We start from the raw sequence: 18,498 nt of genomic DNA, 5'->3' as shown, positions 1-18,498 counted from the left end.
ATGATTCGCATACTGAAGGTATCAATACTGATATTCTTTGTTCTCTATATTTTTCTTGCGATTGTAGGTGGAATTCTATCTTATTCTCCTGTGCCTTTTTGGGATATGTGGGACGGGTACCTTGATTTCTATGTAAAGGCGAGCCTAGGGGATTGGTCAGTGTGGTGGGGACAGCACAATGAGCATCGAATTGTGCTGTCCCGAATTTTATTTTGGATCGACAATTACTTTTTTAATGGGCGATTGGTTTTTTTGATTATTTTTAACTATTTATTAATTGTTGGTGCCTGTCTAATATATAGGAAGATAATACTAATTAAGTTTGATGAACAGCCTGCTGATCTCGGCTTCTTATTGAGTCTCGTGACTTTTTGCCTATTATTTTCCTGGACACAAAAAGAAAACATAACATGGGGTTTTCAATCCCAGTTTTTCTTGGCTCAGATATTACCATTGTTGGCTTTTTTTCTTCTGTTTCATGCAGAAAGAAAAAAATCTACAGGCTTTTTCATTTTGGCTTGCTTTATAGGCTTTTTAGCTAGCGTCTCAATGGCCAATGGGGTGATTGCACTGCCACTGATGCTGTTTCTGGCATTGCTAATGCATATTAATCTAATGAAAATTTTTATTCTGGCAATTTTGTCAGTATCATCTATTACGCTCTATTTTCATGGCTATGGATCGCCTCCGGGACATGGCTCACTTAGTTCTGCGCTATCTTCTGAACCCTTGTTGGTCGTTCAATATGTTGTGCTTTATCTTGGGGCTCCTTTCTATTATCTGACAGGAAAAGGAGCTTTTTCTCAATCGGTTGCGCAGTTAAGCGGACTGCTTCTTATAATTGGTAGTGCTTATTTTTTGATTAAGTCGATTAAGTCTAACCAAAATGTGAATATCAACTATGTATTATTAATATTCATATTATATGTCGGTGGGACGGCCGTAGGGACTGCGGGGGGGCGTGCAATATTTGGGCTTGACCAAGCCTTAGCAGGTCGATATATGACACCGGTACTGATGGCATGGATTGCTTTAACACTACTCTCTATTGAATATTTGAAGCGTTTATACGCTAAAAGACCAACAGCCGTTTTAGTTGTTATATTGCTCATTCAAATAGCCTTGTTCCCCTCGCAGCTTCATGCATTAGATGATCACACAGATACTCATTTTCAAAAAATGGTAGGTGGTTTGTCTTTAGAATTGGGGGCGCGGGATGGAAATAAAGTTGGGACTATTTTCCCATCTGTGGAATGGGCGCTTCAGATCTCTCATGCCGGATCAAAGAATAATGTTTCTATTTTTTCGCACCCTCTGATAAGAGATGTTGGTGAAAGGTTGGGGACGAAATTAAATGAAGTTCCCTCAGGTATTTGTCAAGGCGCTTTAGATGAGGTGAGATCGTTACCAAGTGATAATTATTTTATAGCAGTGAGAGGTTGGTTGTTCGACCCTCTCTCATATGAGCCATTGGGCTCTGCATATTTAATAGATTCACAACAAGATATTGTTGGTTATGCTCTACTTGGCGGGCCAAGGCCCGACGTTAAAATAGCAGTTCACGAAAAGGCTGAGCATTCGGGCTTCGAGGGTTATGCTATTTCAGATCGTACTTCTGGAAAGTTAAAGCTAGTTTCTAGCACTTGCTATCTCCCGGTTACTTTTCCAGACTTGCCTTATGTAGTTCGTGATGAATCTTTCGGAAATGATCTAAACGTGATCAAGTCAGATTCAGTTGCCGATGTTGGTGGTTGGATAGGATCTGATTATTATCGTTCTCATCATCCTGAATTAAATGTTTATGGCACATTTGTAAGCAGCGACAGTGACGTTGGTAAGATAAAGCTGGTGATAAAGAATGGTGATTCAATTTATTATCGATCAGGGCCATCATCCATAGGTCAACGTATAACAATAGATAATTCTACTTATAATCTTCCGCTCGCTAATGAGTGGGTGTTGCTTACTTTAAAAATCAAAACAGAAGGTGCTCAAGAGGTGATTTTGGAAGATTCAGGGAGCGAATGGGGGCAGTGGTCCGCAATTGCAGTTAGGAGGTTGGACAATGCGGTTAATTAATTTTTCTGAATGGAATGTCAATAATTTGAGATTTAAGCTAGCTTTTGTGCTGCTTTGTTTTCTGTTGTTGTTTTTGCGTCGACCCATGGAATTTCTTGCACCGTATGTATGGGCGGAAGACGGAACCTGGAATATTCCTCATTACCTGGATTATGGCTTTTGGTCGCTATTTCAGCCAGTTCAAGGCTATTTAATATTACCATCAAAAATAATTACGGCCATTTCTTTAAAAATAAGTTTCATTCACTACCCGGCGATAAGCATATATCTTTCTGCTCTTTTTTCTGTGCTATGTCTTTATCTCATTGCTTATGCGCCTACTTTGCTGCGCTACAAAGTTCTATGTGCGCTAGCTACTATTCTCATTCCTTCGAATCCAGAGGTTTTTGTTTTGCCCCTCTATAGCTTTTGGTGGGGAACTTTGTTAATTTTTTTAGCGTTGCTGTGGAACACTGAGCAGCGAAGCAGCTATCTACGATATTTTTGCATTGGTATCGCCGGCCTCTCTTCACCTGTTGTTATTCTTTGTGCCCCGCTTTTTATTCTAAGGACATATTTCTATAGATATCGTACTGAAGTATTTAGTACGGTGTTGGTTATAGTTCTCTCGGCTATCCAAGCATATTTTGTTTTTACAAAAGCCAACATGACCAGTGTGGGTCTTTTGGATATTCTCAGAGACCTGATCTCTATTCTTTCGAAATTTGTCGGACAATTTTTCTTCAGAAAAATAAGCGCTCCTGCGGATACAATCTTGATGTTTGTAGTGGTTTCGTTTTTGTTGTGGTCTTGGTATCGAAAAGGAAAAGAACTGGGCTTTCCTTTTTTTCTGATTGTTTGTTTGTACGCAGTGGCAATTTTTGCAACTGTGAAGCGTGTTCCTATTGAGTTGATCGATCCACACACGGCGGGACCAAGGTACTTTTTTTATCCTTTTGTTATCTTTTCTTGGGTATTGATTTGGCTCTATTCTGTGTCGAAAGATAGTCGTGCCGCTAGATATATCTTTTGGTTTCTGTGTTCCTGTGCTTTGCTGAATTCTACAACGAAATTTTATCGATTAAGTGAGTCACCTAATTGGCTCACTGAGATTACATACTGTATTAGTAACAGCGCTTATCATTTCCCTATTAATCTGGATGGGCAAATGCACAATCTTTGGCACCTACAGCTAAGCAAAGATCAATGTGCCTATTTGATTGATCAAAGCTTCCTTGATAGTGAACGAGATTTAAAAAAGTTTCCTTCTGAATATGTAAATTTTAATTTCTCCGATTTTAATCCATTATTGATTTCATCCCTAGATAAGTTTGAGATAGTTAATGGCAGTTGGGGTATGAATACGTTGCCTGCGGAGGTCACTAATACATTTGGTGCGCAAATGTTAAGTTCCTGGGTGGGTAGTGATGCATTTACTGGTCAGCACAAAGTAGTCATTAATGCTCTCGGGAAGGTAGTGCGGATCGCCTATCTGACTGGTCCAGTTTCAAATAACCAAAAGATTCTTGTTGCTGAGGCCGATAGCCAACAAGTTGTGCTATCAGTTTATCTAAAGAAATCGGATTCTCTTGCCATTCTAGATTTTGAAGCCGAAGAAGGTAAGCGTTATGAAATAGTGCTTATGGATTTAGGGCGAGGCTGGGGTGAATGGTCCGCTATTTTTATTCCTGAATAATCTAAAATATGGTTGAAGATATGAAAGAAAATAGAAAGATAGTCATTCCAGGTGGCGCTGGTTTGGTAGGACAAAACTTAGTAGCTCATTTGAAAAGAGAGGGCTATAAAAATCTGGTTGTTTTAGATAAACATAGAAAAAATCTGGATATCCTGAAGAAATTTCATCCAGATATTGTTGCTGAGCAAGTTGATCTTGCTGAAGCTGGCGCTTGGGAAGAGCATTTTAAGAATGCGGATGTTGTGGTAATGCTTCAGGCTCAGATAGGAGACCTAAGCCCGGAACCTTTTGTTCGAAACAATATAATTTCCACAAAGATTGTTTTGGAGTTTATAAAAAAATACAACGTTCCATATACTGTTCATATCAGTTCTTCTGTAGTGAAGTCTGTGGCGAAAGACCATTACACGACGTCCAAAACAGAACAAGAGAAAATAGTATTAGAAAGCGGGATTAATTGTGTAGTCTTGCGTCCTACATTGATGTTTGGTTGGTTTGATAGAAAACATCTGGGCTGGCTCAAACGTTTTATGCACAGAGTTCCTGTATTTCCAATTCCTGGAAACGGGAAGTATATGCGCCAGCCATTATATGCAGGTGATTTTTCGAGCATTATTGTCAGCTGTATTGAAAAACAAATTTCTGGGAAAATATTCAATATCTCTGGGCTTGAACGGATTGATTATATCGATATTATTCGGGAAATAAAGAAAGCTACTGGTGCAAAAGCACTGATAGTGAAGATCCCTTATTCATTATTCTATATCTTATTAAAGGCTTGGTCTCTTTTTGACAGAGAACCGCCATTCACAGCAGATCAATTAAAAGCACTGGTTGCGCATGATGAGTTCGAAGAGATTGATTGGCCATCAATTTTTGAAGTTGAGCGAACTCCATTTCACGAGGCTATTAATAAAACTTTTAATGACCCTGAGTATGGAAAAGTTGTTCTGGAATTTTAGTCTTGATTTATTATTCTAATAATTTATTTCGTTGTAGATACCGCTTATGAGATACATGAGAATTCCTTCCTCTTCGGGCTTGGATATGCGCGCTGACATTCTGGCGTTACTTGCACTGTTTTTTTTTATTGCTTTGGTGGCTATAAGTAATAGGGCTGAATACTTCAAAAGCAAAATCTCTGAAAGTAATCGTAGCGATATTATAATATCTGGGGGATGCGAAAAAGAATCATCCCCTCATTTAGCAAACAAAATAGAGTTAAACGCCAGAATAACTTACTGTTTCTCTGGGGATGCCGATATCCAGACTCTGGAAACCAGTGAATTTCAATCGAACGGCGAATTTGTCATTTTTACTGCGGGTTACTTTGGTGAGAATGTGCAATTGATATTTGACGTGGGAGGCAAAGTTGTTGCCCCTCTTGAAAGGATTAATCCTGCTCCAGGAGAAACCTGGACAGCCCAGAAAATCCTTCTTCCTATTGATGAAAATGAAAAGGTCAAAATTACTTTAATTGATAAAGGTGGTTCTTTTAAGGAATGGGGTGGTCTGTCTATTCCAACAAGAGATTATAAACTTCATCACTTAATTGATCAGATTCAAGTTATATTCTTTATAATTGTATTTTTTATTACATCAATAGCGATCACAGGCCTCAGTTATTTTTATATAAAAAAGTTCACGCAGCTGGAATTTATTATAGCACCATTAATATTCATTTTATTATGTTGTTTATACTATTTAAGTTTTTGGGTATATTATTTGTCCCATAATATGGGATTGCTTTTATCATATTTAATTATTCTTATTAGCGTATATTATTTATTTAGATCGGTTTTTAATGGTACTTTCTTCAGTACTTTTAGATCATCCTATGTTTTGAAAATCTATTTAATCCCTGTTCTGTACGTTATTGTTCTATTTTCTTTCGCGATAGCCTATGGTGATTTGACATCTATTCAAAAAACTGCGGCTACTATTTTTACACACGAACTTCCTATTGATAATTTTCTGCCCAAGATTTTCGCTGACCAAGTGTATCATGAGCGTCTTTCTAGTCCTATGATTGGTGATTGGTTGTCAAGTGACCGACCGCCCTTGCAAACTGGGCAGTTTTTATTCTATTACAAGCTTTTTTCGGGGACTGACATTGGTTATCAGCTGACGTCCATGTTGCTTCAAGCCTATTGTCTAGTTCCTCTAATGTTGTTTTTGAGCTTATTTTTTAAAGAGTATGGAGTAGAAAAATTTCTTGTTTTCACTTCACTTGCCTTTTCAAGTGTTATGTTGGTAAATACTATATTTGTATGGCCCAAGCTAGTTGCAGGGGCATCTCTTCTTTTCATTGCTTACGTGTTATTAAACATAGAATCGTTTGGATCTAAGACTACGCCGATTATTCTTTCTACCGTACTAGCAATGATTTCAATGTTGGCACACTCTGGAAGTATTTTTTCTTTAATTCCTATTGCAATAGTTTCATTTTTTATATTTAAGCCCCGGTTGCGTGATGTTGTCATCGCCATAGCTATCGCTATTTTGATGTTCGGTCCATGGATTTTTTATCAAAAGAAGATTGATCCGCCAGGCGATAGATTGACTAAGTGGCATTTGGCCGGACAGGTGGCTGTTAGTGATAAGCCCTTTTTCAATACGCTAACAGATGCTTATACGATGATGTCCATTGAGGAAATTTTTTCTGCAAAAGTAGCTAATTTCAAGAAAGTAGTTGAAGGTGTATATGATTACGACTACATTTCTGCTCCAGTTAAGATGTTTCTTTTGGATGAAGATAGTCTAAGAGCCATTCAACATGTAAAAGGAAAATCTTTTTTTAACTTCTTTTATAGTATGGGAATAATTTTTGTAATTGGTTTTATAGCCTCTTGCGTCCTCCTTTTCTCTTACAGAAAAAAGTTCTTCAACCTGCCGGTAGTCGTGTTTGGTGCAACATCATTTGCTTCTCTGATTTTATGGTGTTTATTGATGTTTGAGGCAGGCGCTACAGTAATACACCAAGGTGCTTACTTTCCTTGGCTTTCTTTTATGTTTATTTTTTCCGTATTTATCTATTTGGTTCTCAGAAAATTCTCTGCCCTTGTTTTTACTATTCATTTATCTAGTAGCTTTTCAATTTACTTTCTGTCTGTTATGGCATATCAAGATATTTCCAATGCTGTAATTTTTCTTTTGTTTTTGATTTCTCTTGTTTTATTTTTTGTCTTTTCCTTTAAATTTATCGGATGTGATTTCGTCCGTACTCCCGATAGGAAATTTTATGCACAGTAAGAAAATCGCCGTACTAGGTGCCGGTCCGATGGGGATGGCTGTTGCTTACCAGTTAGTGAAGGATGGTCACACGCCTGTTGTTTTTGAGGCAGATGATCGAGTGGGAGGTATGACAGCGACTTTCGATTTCAATGGTTTGAGTATAGAACGGTACTATCATTTTCATTGCATATCAGACAAAGATTTTCTTGCTGTGCTTGATGAGCTTAATCTGTCTGAAAAAATGAAATGGACAGAGACTAAAATGGGCTACTTTTATCAAAATAAAGTATCTCCATGGGGCAACCCAGTTGCTCTATTAAAGTTCCCCGGATTAAGCCTGATAGCAAAGTTCCGTTATGGCTTACACGCTTTCTTGTCTACGAAACGCGACGACTGGAAGCCTTTAGATGATGTAGAGGCATCGGGCTGGATAAGGCGTTGGGTTGGTGGCGAGGCTTATAGCGTTCTATGGCAAAAGTTGTTTGATTACAAATTTTATCATTTTTCTGGCAACCTCTCTGCTGCCTGGATATGGAGTCGTATAAGAAGAATAGGGCGGTCTCGCTATAATTTATTTCGTGAGAAATTAGGTTATCTAGAAGGGGGATCCGACACTTTGTTAAACGGAATGAAGAACTATATCGAAAACAATGGTGGAGTATTCCATTTAAGCTCTGCGGTAGAAAAAGTTGTTTTGAAAGATGGCAGAGTTTCTGGTGTTGTAACTAAGGGTAAAGAGGAAGCTTTTGATACTGTAATTAGCACCGTTCCGCTGCCATACGTTCCAAATATAATCCCAGATCTTGCACCCGAAATTTTATCGAAATATCAAGCTATTCAAAATATTGCCGTGGTCTGTGTTATTGCAAAGCTCAAAAAGCGACTTACCGAGAACTTCTGGTTGAACGTAAATGATCCTGATATGGATATTCCAGGGTTGGTAGAGTACTCAAATTTACGCCCGCTAAATGACCATATTGTATATGTACCATTTTATATGCCGGCTGAATTGGATAAATATAAAGAACCTAATGAGGCATTTGCAAAGAAAGTACAAAATTACTTAAAACGTATTAATCCAGGTTTGAACGATGACGATTTTCTGGATATTCGGGTGAGTCGTTATCGATACGCACAGCCTATTTGTCCACCTGGTTTTTTAAAGTCTCTCCCTTCATTTGATTTGCCTGTAAAAGGCCTTTTTGTTGCTGATACATCTTTTTATTATCCAGAGGACAGAGGGATATCGGAGAGTATTGGGTTCGGCAGAATGATGGCTCGTAAGGCGACAACATGATTCGTTTTTTTGCAAAGCGACAGTTTGTCGTATTCATAGTAACTGGGGGCGTTGCCGCACTAGTAAATTTTTTAAGCAGAATTTTGTTTAATCAATGGTTAAGCTTTTCCAGTTCTGTGATATTGGCCTATTTATGCGGTATGGTAACAGCCTATGTATTAGCAAAAATTTTTGTCTTCACAGAAAGTGAACAGAAATTGGGGCAATCGATTCTTTACTTTTGTCTTGTTAATGCGGTGGCCGTCTTGCAAACCTGGTTATTAAGCATGTTATTTGCTTATTATATTCTACCATTTCTTGGAGTAACGAGATTTGTTCATGAAATAGCGCATATTGTAGGGATAATTTTTCCGGTCTTTACCAGTTATTATGGCCACAAGCGTTTTTCATTTAAAGAAAGTAAACAATGAAACCTTCTTCTGCAGCCCTTACATTCGTTGCTATAACGATAATATATGTTGGGGTTCTGCTGTTTCTTGACCTTTCTAGTTTTTCCGGTGTGCGGGATATGTTGCAACTATTCCCTTTCCTGGTGACATTGGCTTTCTGTTCGTTCCTGTTGCGTTACTTGCGTTGGTACTGGTTGCTCTGGCGAGCGCAATGTACCATACCATTCTGGGAAGGATATTTATGTTATTTGTCTGGCTTTGCTTTTACTGCTTCTCCTGGAAAAGTAGGGGAGCTGGTAAGAGTCCGATACTTACTTAATCACAATGTGCACCCATCGGTTACGATATCTGCTTTCATTTATGAAAGAGCACTTGATCTATTGGTTGTGCTATTAATCGGATCATTAGTCGCTTTAGTCTTTGATTTTTTTGTATGGATTGCTATTTCTATTGTGCTAATCATTGTCGCTATTATTTTTGTTGTACGTTATCCGCATTTTCTACGGATGATAGTATTTTTTTTGAGGCGGTTTGGGTTTAAGCGTTTATCAATCTTGATGCGCTTGTTTACGAAAGGCATTCGAGGCATTAGTCGATGGTTGACATTTAAAGACCTTGCGGTCTCTTTGATATTGGGAGCGACAGCCTGGTTAATTGTTTCATTATCTTTTGTTTGGCTACTAAATCATATTGGTGAAGGCTTGCCGATCTATACGGCTATCTCTATCTATCCCGTCGCGATGCTCGTTGGTGCATTATCTATGCTGCCAGGTGGTATAGGTACGACAGAAGCAGCGATCACTTTTCAGCTTGTGTTCTACGGGGTGTCTACTGTTATGGCCGGGTTACTGGCTATCTGCATAAGGATATCAACTCTATGGTTTGCAATAATCTGCGGAATGCTCTCCTTAATAGCTCTTGAGCTTAAATCGATGCCTCAAAAAGAACTTCCACATTGATGCTGAGAAATATATGAGATGTCGGAAGCCTTTTCTCGAAGCGTTCCCACCATAATGGAGAATTTTTAAGTCTGGCAAAAAGATGATTTTTCCTATTTTCCGGAGGCGGATGGAAAGATCAAAATCTTCAAAATACATAAAGTACGTTGAATCAAACCCTCCTATTTTTTTTAAGTGCAGGGTCCTGCAAAACATAAAACAGCCGCTGGCAAGTTCTATTTCATATGGCGTGTCGGTTGGCATGACATCTCTGTACTCATAACGCTTCATATCTTTTTCAAAAACTCGCTCAAGAAAGCGAAGCTTTAAGGCCCTGGCTAGCAACACGTGGAGTTGAGGTGCACGTTTTGCGAGGAACAGCATGTTGTTATTTTCATCTGTTGCATTTGGTGCAAGAAGGACAACGTCAGGATGAGCTTCCATGTACTCTACAGCTAGACCCAAATTATTAGGAGCTAAGGTCACATCCGGATTAATAATCAAATGAAAAGTGGAATTAACCGCATTGATTGACAGATTATGGCCGCCCCCGTAGCCGAGGTTGCCATGACCCGAAAAAATATTGATTTGATCAAAAGAACTTTGATATTGATATTGAATTTTTCTCAACACTTCCAGGTTGGTTTGATCTGGTCCATTGTCAATTAAATCCAACCTGAGGCATTTTAACTTATGCTGCCTTTTCGCTGTTCGATAGGTATCGGCTAAAGACTGTATGGTGGCTTGTAGTAGATTTACATCTGAGTTAAATGTGACGCAAGAGGCACTGACTACTATTTCGGTGGTTGCCACAAAGATTACTCTGCCAATAGCCTTTTTTCATCGTTACTTGAGACAAGCACCAGTTTTTTCTGGTTATCTTTTCTGGTTTTATAGAGTAAGTCATTTAATTCATACACTGGATTAAATTCTACACCGGAATCAATAATTAACGCATGAAGCTCCTGAATTTTATACGCTTCGCAATATTCATATGCATTTCTGAACAATTTCTCCATTTCTTCTTCTGTTATTTTTTTCTCGTTAGCCCTCATTATTCGAGGGTGTTGAGTTCCTTCACAATTTTCACCGCACAATAGCTCTTCATAGAGCTTCTCTCCAGGTCTTAATCCGGTGTATTTGATATCGATGTCACCGTTAGGGTTGTTTTCATCTTTGATGCTGTATCCGGCCAGTAAGGCCATTTCACGGGCCAGGTCGGCAATTTTTACCGGCTCGCCCATATCAAGTACGAAAACCTCTCCGCCTTGAGCCAAAGATGCTGATTGAATGACTAACTGTGCTGCTTCGCTTATTGTCATAAAATAACGAACGATATCTTTATGCGTCACCGTTATAGACTCTCCGTTCTTCAGTTGTTCCCTGAATCGGGGAACCACTGAGCCTGAAGAGTCCAGGACATTACCGAAGCGGACCATGGAAAAAGTTGTTGAGGACGACCTTTCAGCTATGTTCTGTATGAACATTTCCGCTAATCGCTTCGTCGCACCCATGATGTTTGTAGGCCTGACTGCTTTATCAGTAGAAATCAATACAAAGCTATGAACTCTATTTTCCAGAGCAGCCTCTGCGACGTACTTGGTTCCAAAAAGGTTATTCTTAATACCTTCAATTAAGTTGTGCTCTACAATAGGAACGTGTTTATACGCTGCGGCATGATAAATAATATGGATATCGAATTGACGCATCACCATATTAAGCAAAGATTTATTTTGGACCGACCCTAACAAAGGAACTAGTTCTGTCTTTAGCTCCTTTGTTTTTATGGTTTCTGAAAGCGTTTTTTCGATCTTATACAGGTTAAATTCATTTTGTTCGAATAACACAATTTTTAAGGGCTGTAATAGGATTAATTGGCGGCACAATTCCGAACCAATTGATCCTCCTGCTCCAGTTACCATCACTACCTTGCCCGTGGTGTTTTTTTCCATTAGTGACATATTTGGGGCAACGGGGTCCCTTCCGAGCAAGTCTTCAATCTGGATGTTTCTTAATTCATTAATACGGGCGATACCTTTAACAATATCCGTCACAGGCGGTATTGTTTGAACCTGTACAAGTAATGGTTCCAAATAACGAATAATACGAATACGCTCTTGGCGACTAATGTTGCCCAAGGCTAACAATATGCGAGTTACTCCGTGTTCTTCAATCAGTGAGGCAAGTTTATGGGGATGATAGACCGTAAGCCCCCGTAAAACACTGCCTTGTAATTTACGGTTGTCATCAACGAATGCGACTGGATTAAATTCGGGGCTTGATTCAAGTTGCGCCGCCAGGTTATTTCCACTTTCTCCTGCCCCATAAATAATAACCTTGACATTCCCTTTGGGGATTAGCATATGGATGATATTGCGAAAAGCGACGCGAGGTATACCAATTAAAATCAGGCTGGTAAAAATATAGATGATAGGTACCGACCTGGGCAGAAATGCGTGTAAGAAAAAGCCACTCGTTGCCATAGCTATGCTGGATATCAGAATGCCCATAACGATGGTGAGCATCGCTTGTTGAGTCATATAACGTAATATGGCTCGATATAGCCCTGTTCGTATGAAGACGAAGATGGAAACTGCTAATGTGAACAGCCAGCACCCAAGGAGCGCCCTATCGATATCGATAGTAACTGTACCCATTCTGAGTGTATAAGCGAGGTAAAATGAGAGGGTAATTGCCACGCAGTCATAAACAATGGAAATGGCGCGTTTGACTGGCCGGGGCGCATTAAGAAATTTGTTTAATAAAGGGGATTGATTCAAATGCGTATTCCTTGCTGGAACTTGACAGAGGCTATGTTACCAATTTGAAATATGCATTAGTAGCTTAAGTTGTAACAAATTGTTAGCGATAACAGCCCTATTTTACTGGACTTCGGGGTAGAACGACTTTCTAATGTGTGGATTTTGCGACGTATGTGGGTCAGCTAACATACGGAGCATGGATGGCTTCTTACTTCGACTGCCCGGCTTTTATTTTTAAACAGATAGCTACTAGCGGAGCGTATGCAACAACAGTAATCAGAGGGCTAAATGGAGAAAGATGGGTTGAAATAAGGGCGAGAGGTAAAAGCCAGAAAATATTTACTAAAGTCATCCAGAAGCTAACTTTGGCATGGGATAGCTTCTCTGCCAGTTTTTGATATGCATGGCTCCGGTGCGCCTTAAACCATTGTTGCCCTGTTGCCATTCTGGTAATCAAGGTTAACGTGGCATCACACAGAAAAACAGCGGCAAGAATTAGGCAACTCCAGATAGAGATACCAAGCTTGATGGCTATCAGCATTAAACACCCAATTAATAACCCTAGGTAAGTGCTTCCTACATCACCCATGAAAATCTTAGCTGGAGACCAGTTCAGCAGCAGGAACCCAGCAGCAGGCATTGCAATTAAAAATATCAACCTTGACCAGCTATTTTCTTCATTATTTAGTGACAGCAAAAGTGCCAATGATAAAAGGATAAAGATCGCTTCTGCCGCAGCAATACCGTCAATGCCATCCATAAAATTAAACAAATTTATCAACCACACTATGGCGATTGTCAGGATGATTGTAACGGCTATTGTTAACGCAGCCGTTTCGACAGGGAAGGGGGCCACAACAGTTACAACTACCGAGGCAAGGATGACTTGGAAGCAAAAGCGGGTCCTATTAGAAAGGCTGAATAAATCATCAATGAGTCCTATTACCGAGAGGAATAGGGCTGGAAGCATGAGTGCCAGGATCAGGTGCGGCGGTGAGGCGTGAACAAAAAGTTCTATTGCCAGAATAATGGTAATTATCGCTACAAATCCTAATCCACCGATACGTGGTGTAGGTTTGCTGTGTGAACTTCGCTCATTGGGTTGGTCAAGAATATTGTTGCGCGTAGCAATATATAAAACGACTCGTGTGGCGAGATATCCAAGCAGTACATACAAGCAGGCGAGCACCGCGAATGCGATCATTAATTAATCCTTTGGCGACCAGTTAAGCGTTTGTCGAGTATGGCTAATATCCACTTCGAGATTGCCCGTCAGCTTTTGAATTTTTGGTTTTAAGGGTGGAATGTAGCCAAGCCACTGGTATAGCGTGTTTGGTATCGAAACGAGTTTAGCTTTCCTACAGGACTGTCGCTCCAGCATTTGGATAATTTGTGCTGTAGATCGGGGTTTGCCATCACTAGCCAAAAATACTTCCCCATTGGCTCCAGGGTGATCGCAAGTTGCTGAGATTAATGAACAGAGATTCTCTACGGAAATGATATCCCTCTTATTGTTAATATTCTTAAAGGGTAAAGGTACACCTTTATTTATCAATTTCAGTAGCGTCTTTAGATTACCTTTGGGGTTTTCCCCAAAAATCAGCGGCGGGCGGATAACGACAAGCGCTGTTTTGGATGCTGCTAGTAGATCTTTAAGTTGGCATTCGGCCTCCCATTTGCTTATTCCGTAGGCGTCTTGGGGAGCTGGTGTGTCGTTATGCCGAAAGGGCCGCGTAGTTTCTTCGCCATTAACTTTGATGCTACTTATATATATAAACCGTTTTGCGCCAGCATCTATGGCTAATTGAGCAAAATAACAGCTTAGCGCGACATTATCACGACGATAAATATCAAGAACAGCTTTGGATTCGTCCAGATGATGCGTGCGTGCCGCCAGATGGATGAAGCAATCTTGATTATCAAGAGAAGATATCGGAGCGGGGTGTGGAATTACCAGGTTAGTGCAGTCGGGCAGGGTAAATGGACTGCGTGTGATGGTTGTTACCTGATGACCAGCCTTTGTTAGAAATTGGCACAGCGTCGTCCCAACGAAACCATTTGCCCCGGTAACCACTATTCTCACCTCAGATTTCCTCAAATAGTTGTGAGTAGGTAAGTGCTATAAGCATCTCACTGCCACGAAAAGGTGACAATAAGTGTTGTTAGGGTGGCTAAATAAAAAACCCCGCCGAAGCAGGGTCTTTGTATGGCTGCAAGCCAAATTTGGTAGGACTACCCGGACTCGAACCGGGGACCTCTACCATGTCAAGGTAGCGCTCTAACCAACTGAGCTATAGTCCTAAGAATCAGGGCGCGAACTTTAGCAAATGGAGAAGCATATCTCAAGCATAATTATCGTGGCGTATGGCGCTTCCTTAGTCGTACTCTCCCCTTGAATTCCTCCCCACCAGCCCCATCTTCCGCACATGCTTTTATCTGCCAGTCTGGCAGGTTTTCACTATTGATCGGAATGTTTTTCAGGAGCTTTTCATATGACTGTTGATGCACGCAAAGAGACCCGGGGTTTCCAGACCGAAGCCAAGCAATTACTGCATTTGATGATCCACTCGCTGTATTCCAACCGCGAGATTTTCCTGCGGGAACTGGTTTCTAACGCCTCGGATGCGGCGGATAAACTGCGATTTGAGGCGGTTTCCAACGGGGATCTTTACGAGGGTGATACTGACCTGAAGATTCGCATCAGCTTTGATAAAGAAGCCAAGACCCTCACCATCAGCGATAACGGTATCGGGATGTCGCGCGATGAGGTGGTCGATAACCTGGGGACTATCGCCAAGTCGGGAACGGCGCAGTTCATGCAGAAGCTGAGCGGCGATCAAAAGAAAGATGCGCAGTTGATCGGCCAGTTTGGTGTGGGCTTCTATTCCGCCTTTATCGTGGCTGACCGCGTGGTGGTAACCTCCCGCCGCGCCGGTGCGCCTGCCAGTGAAGGGGTGCGCTGGGAATGTTCCGGTGACGCCGAGTTCAGCGTCGAGACTGTGGAGAAGGCGGCCCGTGGTACGACCATTGAGTTGCATCTGAAAAGTGATGCCCTGGAGTTCGCCGATAACTGGCGTTTGCGTTCCATCATTAAAAAATACTCCGACCATATTGCGATCCCGGTGGTGATGCAGAAGCCGGTCGCCATTGATGAGGAGAACAAGGATAAAGAGCCGGAAGATGAGGTGATCAATACCGCGACCGCGCTATGGACCCGTTCACGCAGCGACGTGACCGACGAAGAATATAAAGAGTTTTACAAACACGTCAGCCATGACTTTACTGATCCGCTGACCTGGAGTCACAACCGCGTGGAAGGTAATCTGGATTACACCAGCCTGTTGTATGTTCCGGCCCGTGCGCCTTTTGATCTTTATAACCGCGATGCTTCCCGTGGCTTGAAGCTGTATGTTCAGCGCACCTTTATCATGGATGACGCCGAGCAATTCCTGCCCTTGTACCTGCGCTTTATCAAAGGTGTGGTGGATTCCAATGATCTTTCCCTGAACGTATCGCGTGAGATCCTGCAAAAAGACCCGAATATCGACACCATGCGCTCGGCCCTGACCAAGCGTGTATTGGATATGCTGGCCAAGCTGGCGAAAGAACCGGAACAATATACCGGTTTCTGGAAGGAATTTGGGCAGGTGCTCAAAGAAGGTCCGGCGGAAGACTTTGCCAACCGTGAAAAGATCGCCAAGCTATTGCGCTTCTCGTCAACCCATACGGACAAGCCGGAGCAGGATCAATCCTTGGAGGATTATGTTGCCCGCATGAAGGAAGGGCAGGAGAAGATCTTCTATATCGCAGCAGAAAATTTCAATACCGCGAAGAGCAGCCCGCATCTGGAAGTGTTCCGTAAAAAAGGCATTGAAGTCTTGTTGCTGAGTGACCGCATCGACGAGTGGCTGATGAGCCACTTGTCCGAGTTCGACGGCAAATCATTCCAGGACGTCGGTAAAGGCGAACTGGATCTGGGCAAGCTGGACAGCGAAGAAGAAAAGCAGGCCCAGGAAAAAGTTGCCGAGCAACTGAAGCCCTTGCTGGAGCGCGTGAAGACTGCGCTGGATGATCAGGTGGCTGAAGTGCGCATTACGCACCGCCTGACCGACTCACCCGCCTGTGTGGTGGTGGCCGAGCACGACATGGGCGCACAGATGCGCCGTATCCTGGAGGCCGCCGGGCAGAAATTGCCGGAAACCAAGCCGATCTTTGAGCTCAACCCTGAGCATCCACTGGTCAAGAAACTGGAACAGGAATCCAGCGAAACGCGTTTCGCGGATCTGGCCCACGTGCTGTTTGATCAGGCGAATCTGGCGGAAGGCGCTCAGCTGCAAGACCCCGCAGCTTATGTACAACGCTTGAACAAACTCTTGCTTGAGCTTAGCCATTAATCTTAAATAGCAATATCCTTCCTTGAACTCCGGCCTGACATTTGTCGGCCGGAGATTTTATTTTTTAGCGATCCGGAGCCGACCATGGAATACAAAAAAGTCATCCTGCCCGCAGCCAAAAATATTGCCTTGGTGGCCCACGATAATAAGAAGCAGGATATCGTTGCCTGGTGTAAAAAGCACCGCGCCGATCTGGCTGGGCACACACTTTACGCCACTGGCACCACGGGTCTGATTATCGAAAAAGAAACCGGATTGCCGATCAATAAACTCATCAGCGGCCCCTTAGGTGGCGACCAGCAGGTGGGCTCCCTGATTACCGAGGGCAAGATTGATTTCCTGATTTTTTTGTGGGACCCCTTCGAGCCCATGCCGCATGATCCCGATGTAAAAGCCCTGTTGCGCATCGCCGCCGTGTGGAATATTCCGATTGCCTGTAACCAGATTTCCGCTGATTTCCTGGTGGCTTCTCCGTTATTTAATGCTGAATGCGAACGGGGTGTGCCGGACTACGAAAGCTATATGGCCAAACGCGCGCAGCTGCCGACATCTGTGTAAGTGTTAAGTGAAACCCGAGGGGTGATGATGAGTGATAAGCAGGCAAAGTTAGAGCAGGTATACGCGCAGGCAGATTGTTTGTATACCCTGGCCGAGGTTGAGCAAGCCCTGGATAGAATGGCGGATCAGATTAATCGGGATTTTGCTGATAAATATCCATTGGTGTTGGGCGTGATGAATGGTGCGCTGTCCACCCTGGGTTATCTGTTGCAGCGTTTGCCCTTTTTGCTGGAAGTGGATTATCTCCATGCAACGCGCTACACCGGTCAGCTTGAAGGCAGCGATGTGGTGTGGAAGCGTTATCCGGAAGTTTCTATGGAAGGGCGACATATTTTATTGGTTGATGACATCCTTGATCGTGGTATTACCCTGGCCGCGATTGTGCAGCATTGTAAAGCGGCTGGAGCGGCGGACGTTCGTATTGCGGTACTGACGGAAAAGTTGCTGGCCAATCACACGCCGGCTATCGCGGCTGATTATGTGGCCTTGCAAGTGCCTGATCGCTATGTGTTTGGGTACGGTATGGATTATGAAGACCACTGGCGCAACGCGCCGGGAATCTTCGCCTGCAAATAACTCACTGGCCTGATTTTTTCAAGCGCCTTTTCTTTATTGTTTATCCTTAAGTGCAATATTGTCTAAACATCACTTCGTTACTTTTCTTTACTTATAACGAAATAGGCTAAAAACTCTCATTTTTGTTGTTTTACTCTGGACAATAGCTGCCAATTCCCGTACAAATACGACCCACGGATGCTGTATTTATGCTCCATAGAAAAGCTCTGCTGTCCGATGGCATAGATGCCTTATTCGAATGCTGAGTTGTGGAGACAAAAATATTAAATGGATAGGGACAAGCGAATCGCGAACATAAAAATAAGAGGTCTCAGTATGGCTGGTCGTGAATCAGGCACAGTAAAGTGGTTTAACAACGCACGCGGTTACGGGTTTATTACTCGTGGCGAGGGTAGCGACGATATCTTTGTTCACTACCGTAATATTCGTGCAGATGGCTATCGTTCGCTCACCGAGGGTCAAGTCGTTGAATTCGAATTGATGCAAGGTGAAAAAGGTTTACAGGCGGAAGATGTTGTTCCGCTGGGTTAATGGTAGCGATTGGTTAATCTGACAGTCGAGCCACCTGAAAAAACACCGGCATATGCCGGTGTTTT

Annotated in this window: 15 protein-coding genes and 1 tRNA gene; 11 read left to right on the top strand and 5 right to left on the bottom strand. The window is 42.2% G+C overall.

Annotated elements, in window-relative coordinates; translation table 11 throughout:
* From ACSV5M_RS12725 to ACSV5M_RS12695, 7 genes are read left to right on the top strand one after another with little or no spacing between them, the layout of a single operon-like run.
* Window positions 1-2,079 carry a hypothetical protein gene (locus ACSV5M_RS12725; protein ID WP_439176612.1) on the top strand — a complete coding sequence of 693 codons (2,079 nt, stop codon included), beginning with the start codon at window positions 1-3 and terminating at the stop codon, window positions 2,077-2,079.
* Window positions 2,066-3,754: a hypothetical protein gene (locus ACSV5M_RS12720; RefSeq protein WP_439176611.1), complete on the top strand. Its 1,689-nt coding sequence runs from the start codon at window positions 2,066-2,068 to the stop codon at window positions 3,752-3,754. Before ACSV5M_RS12725 ends, ACSV5M_RS12720 begins: the two co-directional genes overlap by 14 nt.
* 20 nt (window positions 3,755-3,774) lie before the next feature.
* Entirely contained in the window at window positions 3,775-4,716 is a 942-nt protein-coding gene (locus ACSV5M_RS12715; protein WP_439176610.1) for an NAD-dependent epimerase/dehydratase family protein, read from the top strand.
* Between the two features lie 55 nt (window positions 4,717-4,771).
* On the top strand, window positions 4,772-7,006 hold the full coding sequence (locus ACSV5M_RS12710; protein ID WP_439176609.1) for a hypothetical protein: 2,235 nt from the start codon (window positions 4,772-4,774) through the stop codon (window positions 7,004-7,006).
* Window positions 6,996-8,285 (top strand): NAD(P)/FAD-dependent oxidoreductase, encoded by a 1,290-nt coding sequence (locus ACSV5M_RS12705; RefSeq protein ID WP_439176608.1) that lies wholly within the window; start codon window positions 6,996-6,998, stop codon window positions 8,283-8,285. The genes ACSV5M_RS12710 and ACSV5M_RS12705 overlap by 11 nt, the downstream gene beginning before the upstream one ends.
* Entirely contained in the window at window positions 8,282-8,695 is a 414-nt protein-coding gene (locus ACSV5M_RS12700; protein ID WP_439176607.1) for a GtrA family protein, read from the top strand. Before ACSV5M_RS12705 ends, ACSV5M_RS12700 begins: the two co-directional genes overlap by 4 nt.
* Window positions 8,692-9,633, top strand: a complete 942-nt coding sequence (locus ACSV5M_RS12695; protein WP_439176606.1) for a lysylphosphatidylglycerol synthase transmembrane domain-containing protein — start codon at window positions 8,692-8,694, stop codon at window positions 9,631-9,633. The genes ACSV5M_RS12700 and ACSV5M_RS12695 overlap by 4 nt, the downstream gene beginning before the upstream one ends.
* On the opposite strand, the gene ACSV5M_RS12690 is transcribed toward ACSV5M_RS12695, so the two are convergent.
* The 5 genes from ACSV5M_RS12690 to ACSV5M_RS12670 form a co-directional block, all read right to left on the bottom strand.
* Window positions 9,583-10,425 (bottom strand): glycosyltransferase, encoded by an 843-nt coding sequence (locus tag ACSV5M_RS12690; protein WP_439176605.1) that lies wholly within the window; start codon window positions 10,423-10,425, stop codon window positions 9,583-9,585. The genes ACSV5M_RS12695 and ACSV5M_RS12690 overlap by 51 nt on opposite strands.
* Before the next feature lie 5 nt (window positions 10,426-10,430).
* Window positions 10,431-12,392, bottom strand: coding sequence for a polysaccharide biosynthesis protein (locus ACSV5M_RS12685; protein WP_439176604.1), 1,962 nt, complete (start codon window positions 12,390-12,392; stop codon window positions 10,431-10,433).
* A 190-nt stretch (window positions 12,393-12,582) separates the two neighbouring features.
* Complete coding sequence (locus ACSV5M_RS12680; protein WP_439176603.1) at window positions 12,583-13,578, bottom strand: MraY family glycosyltransferase; 996 nt, start codon at window positions 13,576-13,578, stop codon at window positions 12,583-12,585.
* 3 nt (window positions 13,579-13,581) lie between these two features.
* The gene (locus ACSV5M_RS12675; RefSeq protein WP_439176602.1) at window positions 13,582-14,457 is read right to left on the bottom strand and encodes an NAD-dependent epimerase/dehydratase family protein; all 876 of its coding nucleotides are present in this window, start codon (window positions 14,455-14,457) and stop codon (window positions 13,582-13,584) included.
* Window positions 14,458-14,598: 141 nt separating this feature from the next.
* A tRNA-Val gene (locus tag ACSV5M_RS12670) sits at window positions 14,599-14,675 on the bottom strand.
* Between the two features lie 191 nt (window positions 14,676-14,866).
* Between ACSV5M_RS12670 and htpG the strand changes: the two genes are divergently transcribed.
* The 4 genes from htpG (at window position 14,867) to ACSV5M_RS12650 (ending at window position 18,433) form a co-directional block, all read left to right on the top strand.
* Complete coding sequence (htpG, locus tag ACSV5M_RS12665; RefSeq protein ID WP_439176601.1) at window positions 14,867-16,768, top strand: molecular chaperone HtpG; 1,902 nt, start codon at window positions 14,867-14,869, stop codon at window positions 16,766-16,768.
* Between the two features lie 84 nt (window positions 16,769-16,852).
* On the top strand, window positions 16,853-17,326 hold the full coding sequence (locus tag ACSV5M_RS12660; protein ID WP_439176600.1) for a methylglyoxal synthase: 474 nt from the start codon (window positions 16,853-16,855) through the stop codon (window positions 17,324-17,326).
* Window positions 17,327-17,353: 27 nt separating this feature from the next.
* On the top strand, window positions 17,354-17,902 hold the full coding sequence (locus ACSV5M_RS12655; RefSeq protein ID WP_439176599.1) for a hypoxanthine-guanine phosphoribosyltransferase: 549 nt from the start codon (window positions 17,354-17,356) through the stop codon (window positions 17,900-17,902).
* Between the two features lie 315 nt (window positions 17,903-18,217).
* Window positions 18,218-18,433, top strand: a complete 216-nt coding sequence (locus tag ACSV5M_RS12650; RefSeq protein WP_439176598.1) for a cold-shock protein — start codon at window positions 18,218-18,220, stop codon at window positions 18,431-18,433.
* Window positions 18,434-18,498 lie beyond the last annotated feature (65 nt).

The organism is Cellvibrio sp. ARAG 10.3, assembly GCF_051846955.1.
In the GTDB taxonomy this organism is placed as follows: domain Bacteria; phylum Pseudomonadota; class Gammaproteobacteria; order Pseudomonadales; family Cellvibrionaceae; genus Cellvibrio.
This window is presented reverse-complemented; position numbering and strand designations above follow the sequence as displayed.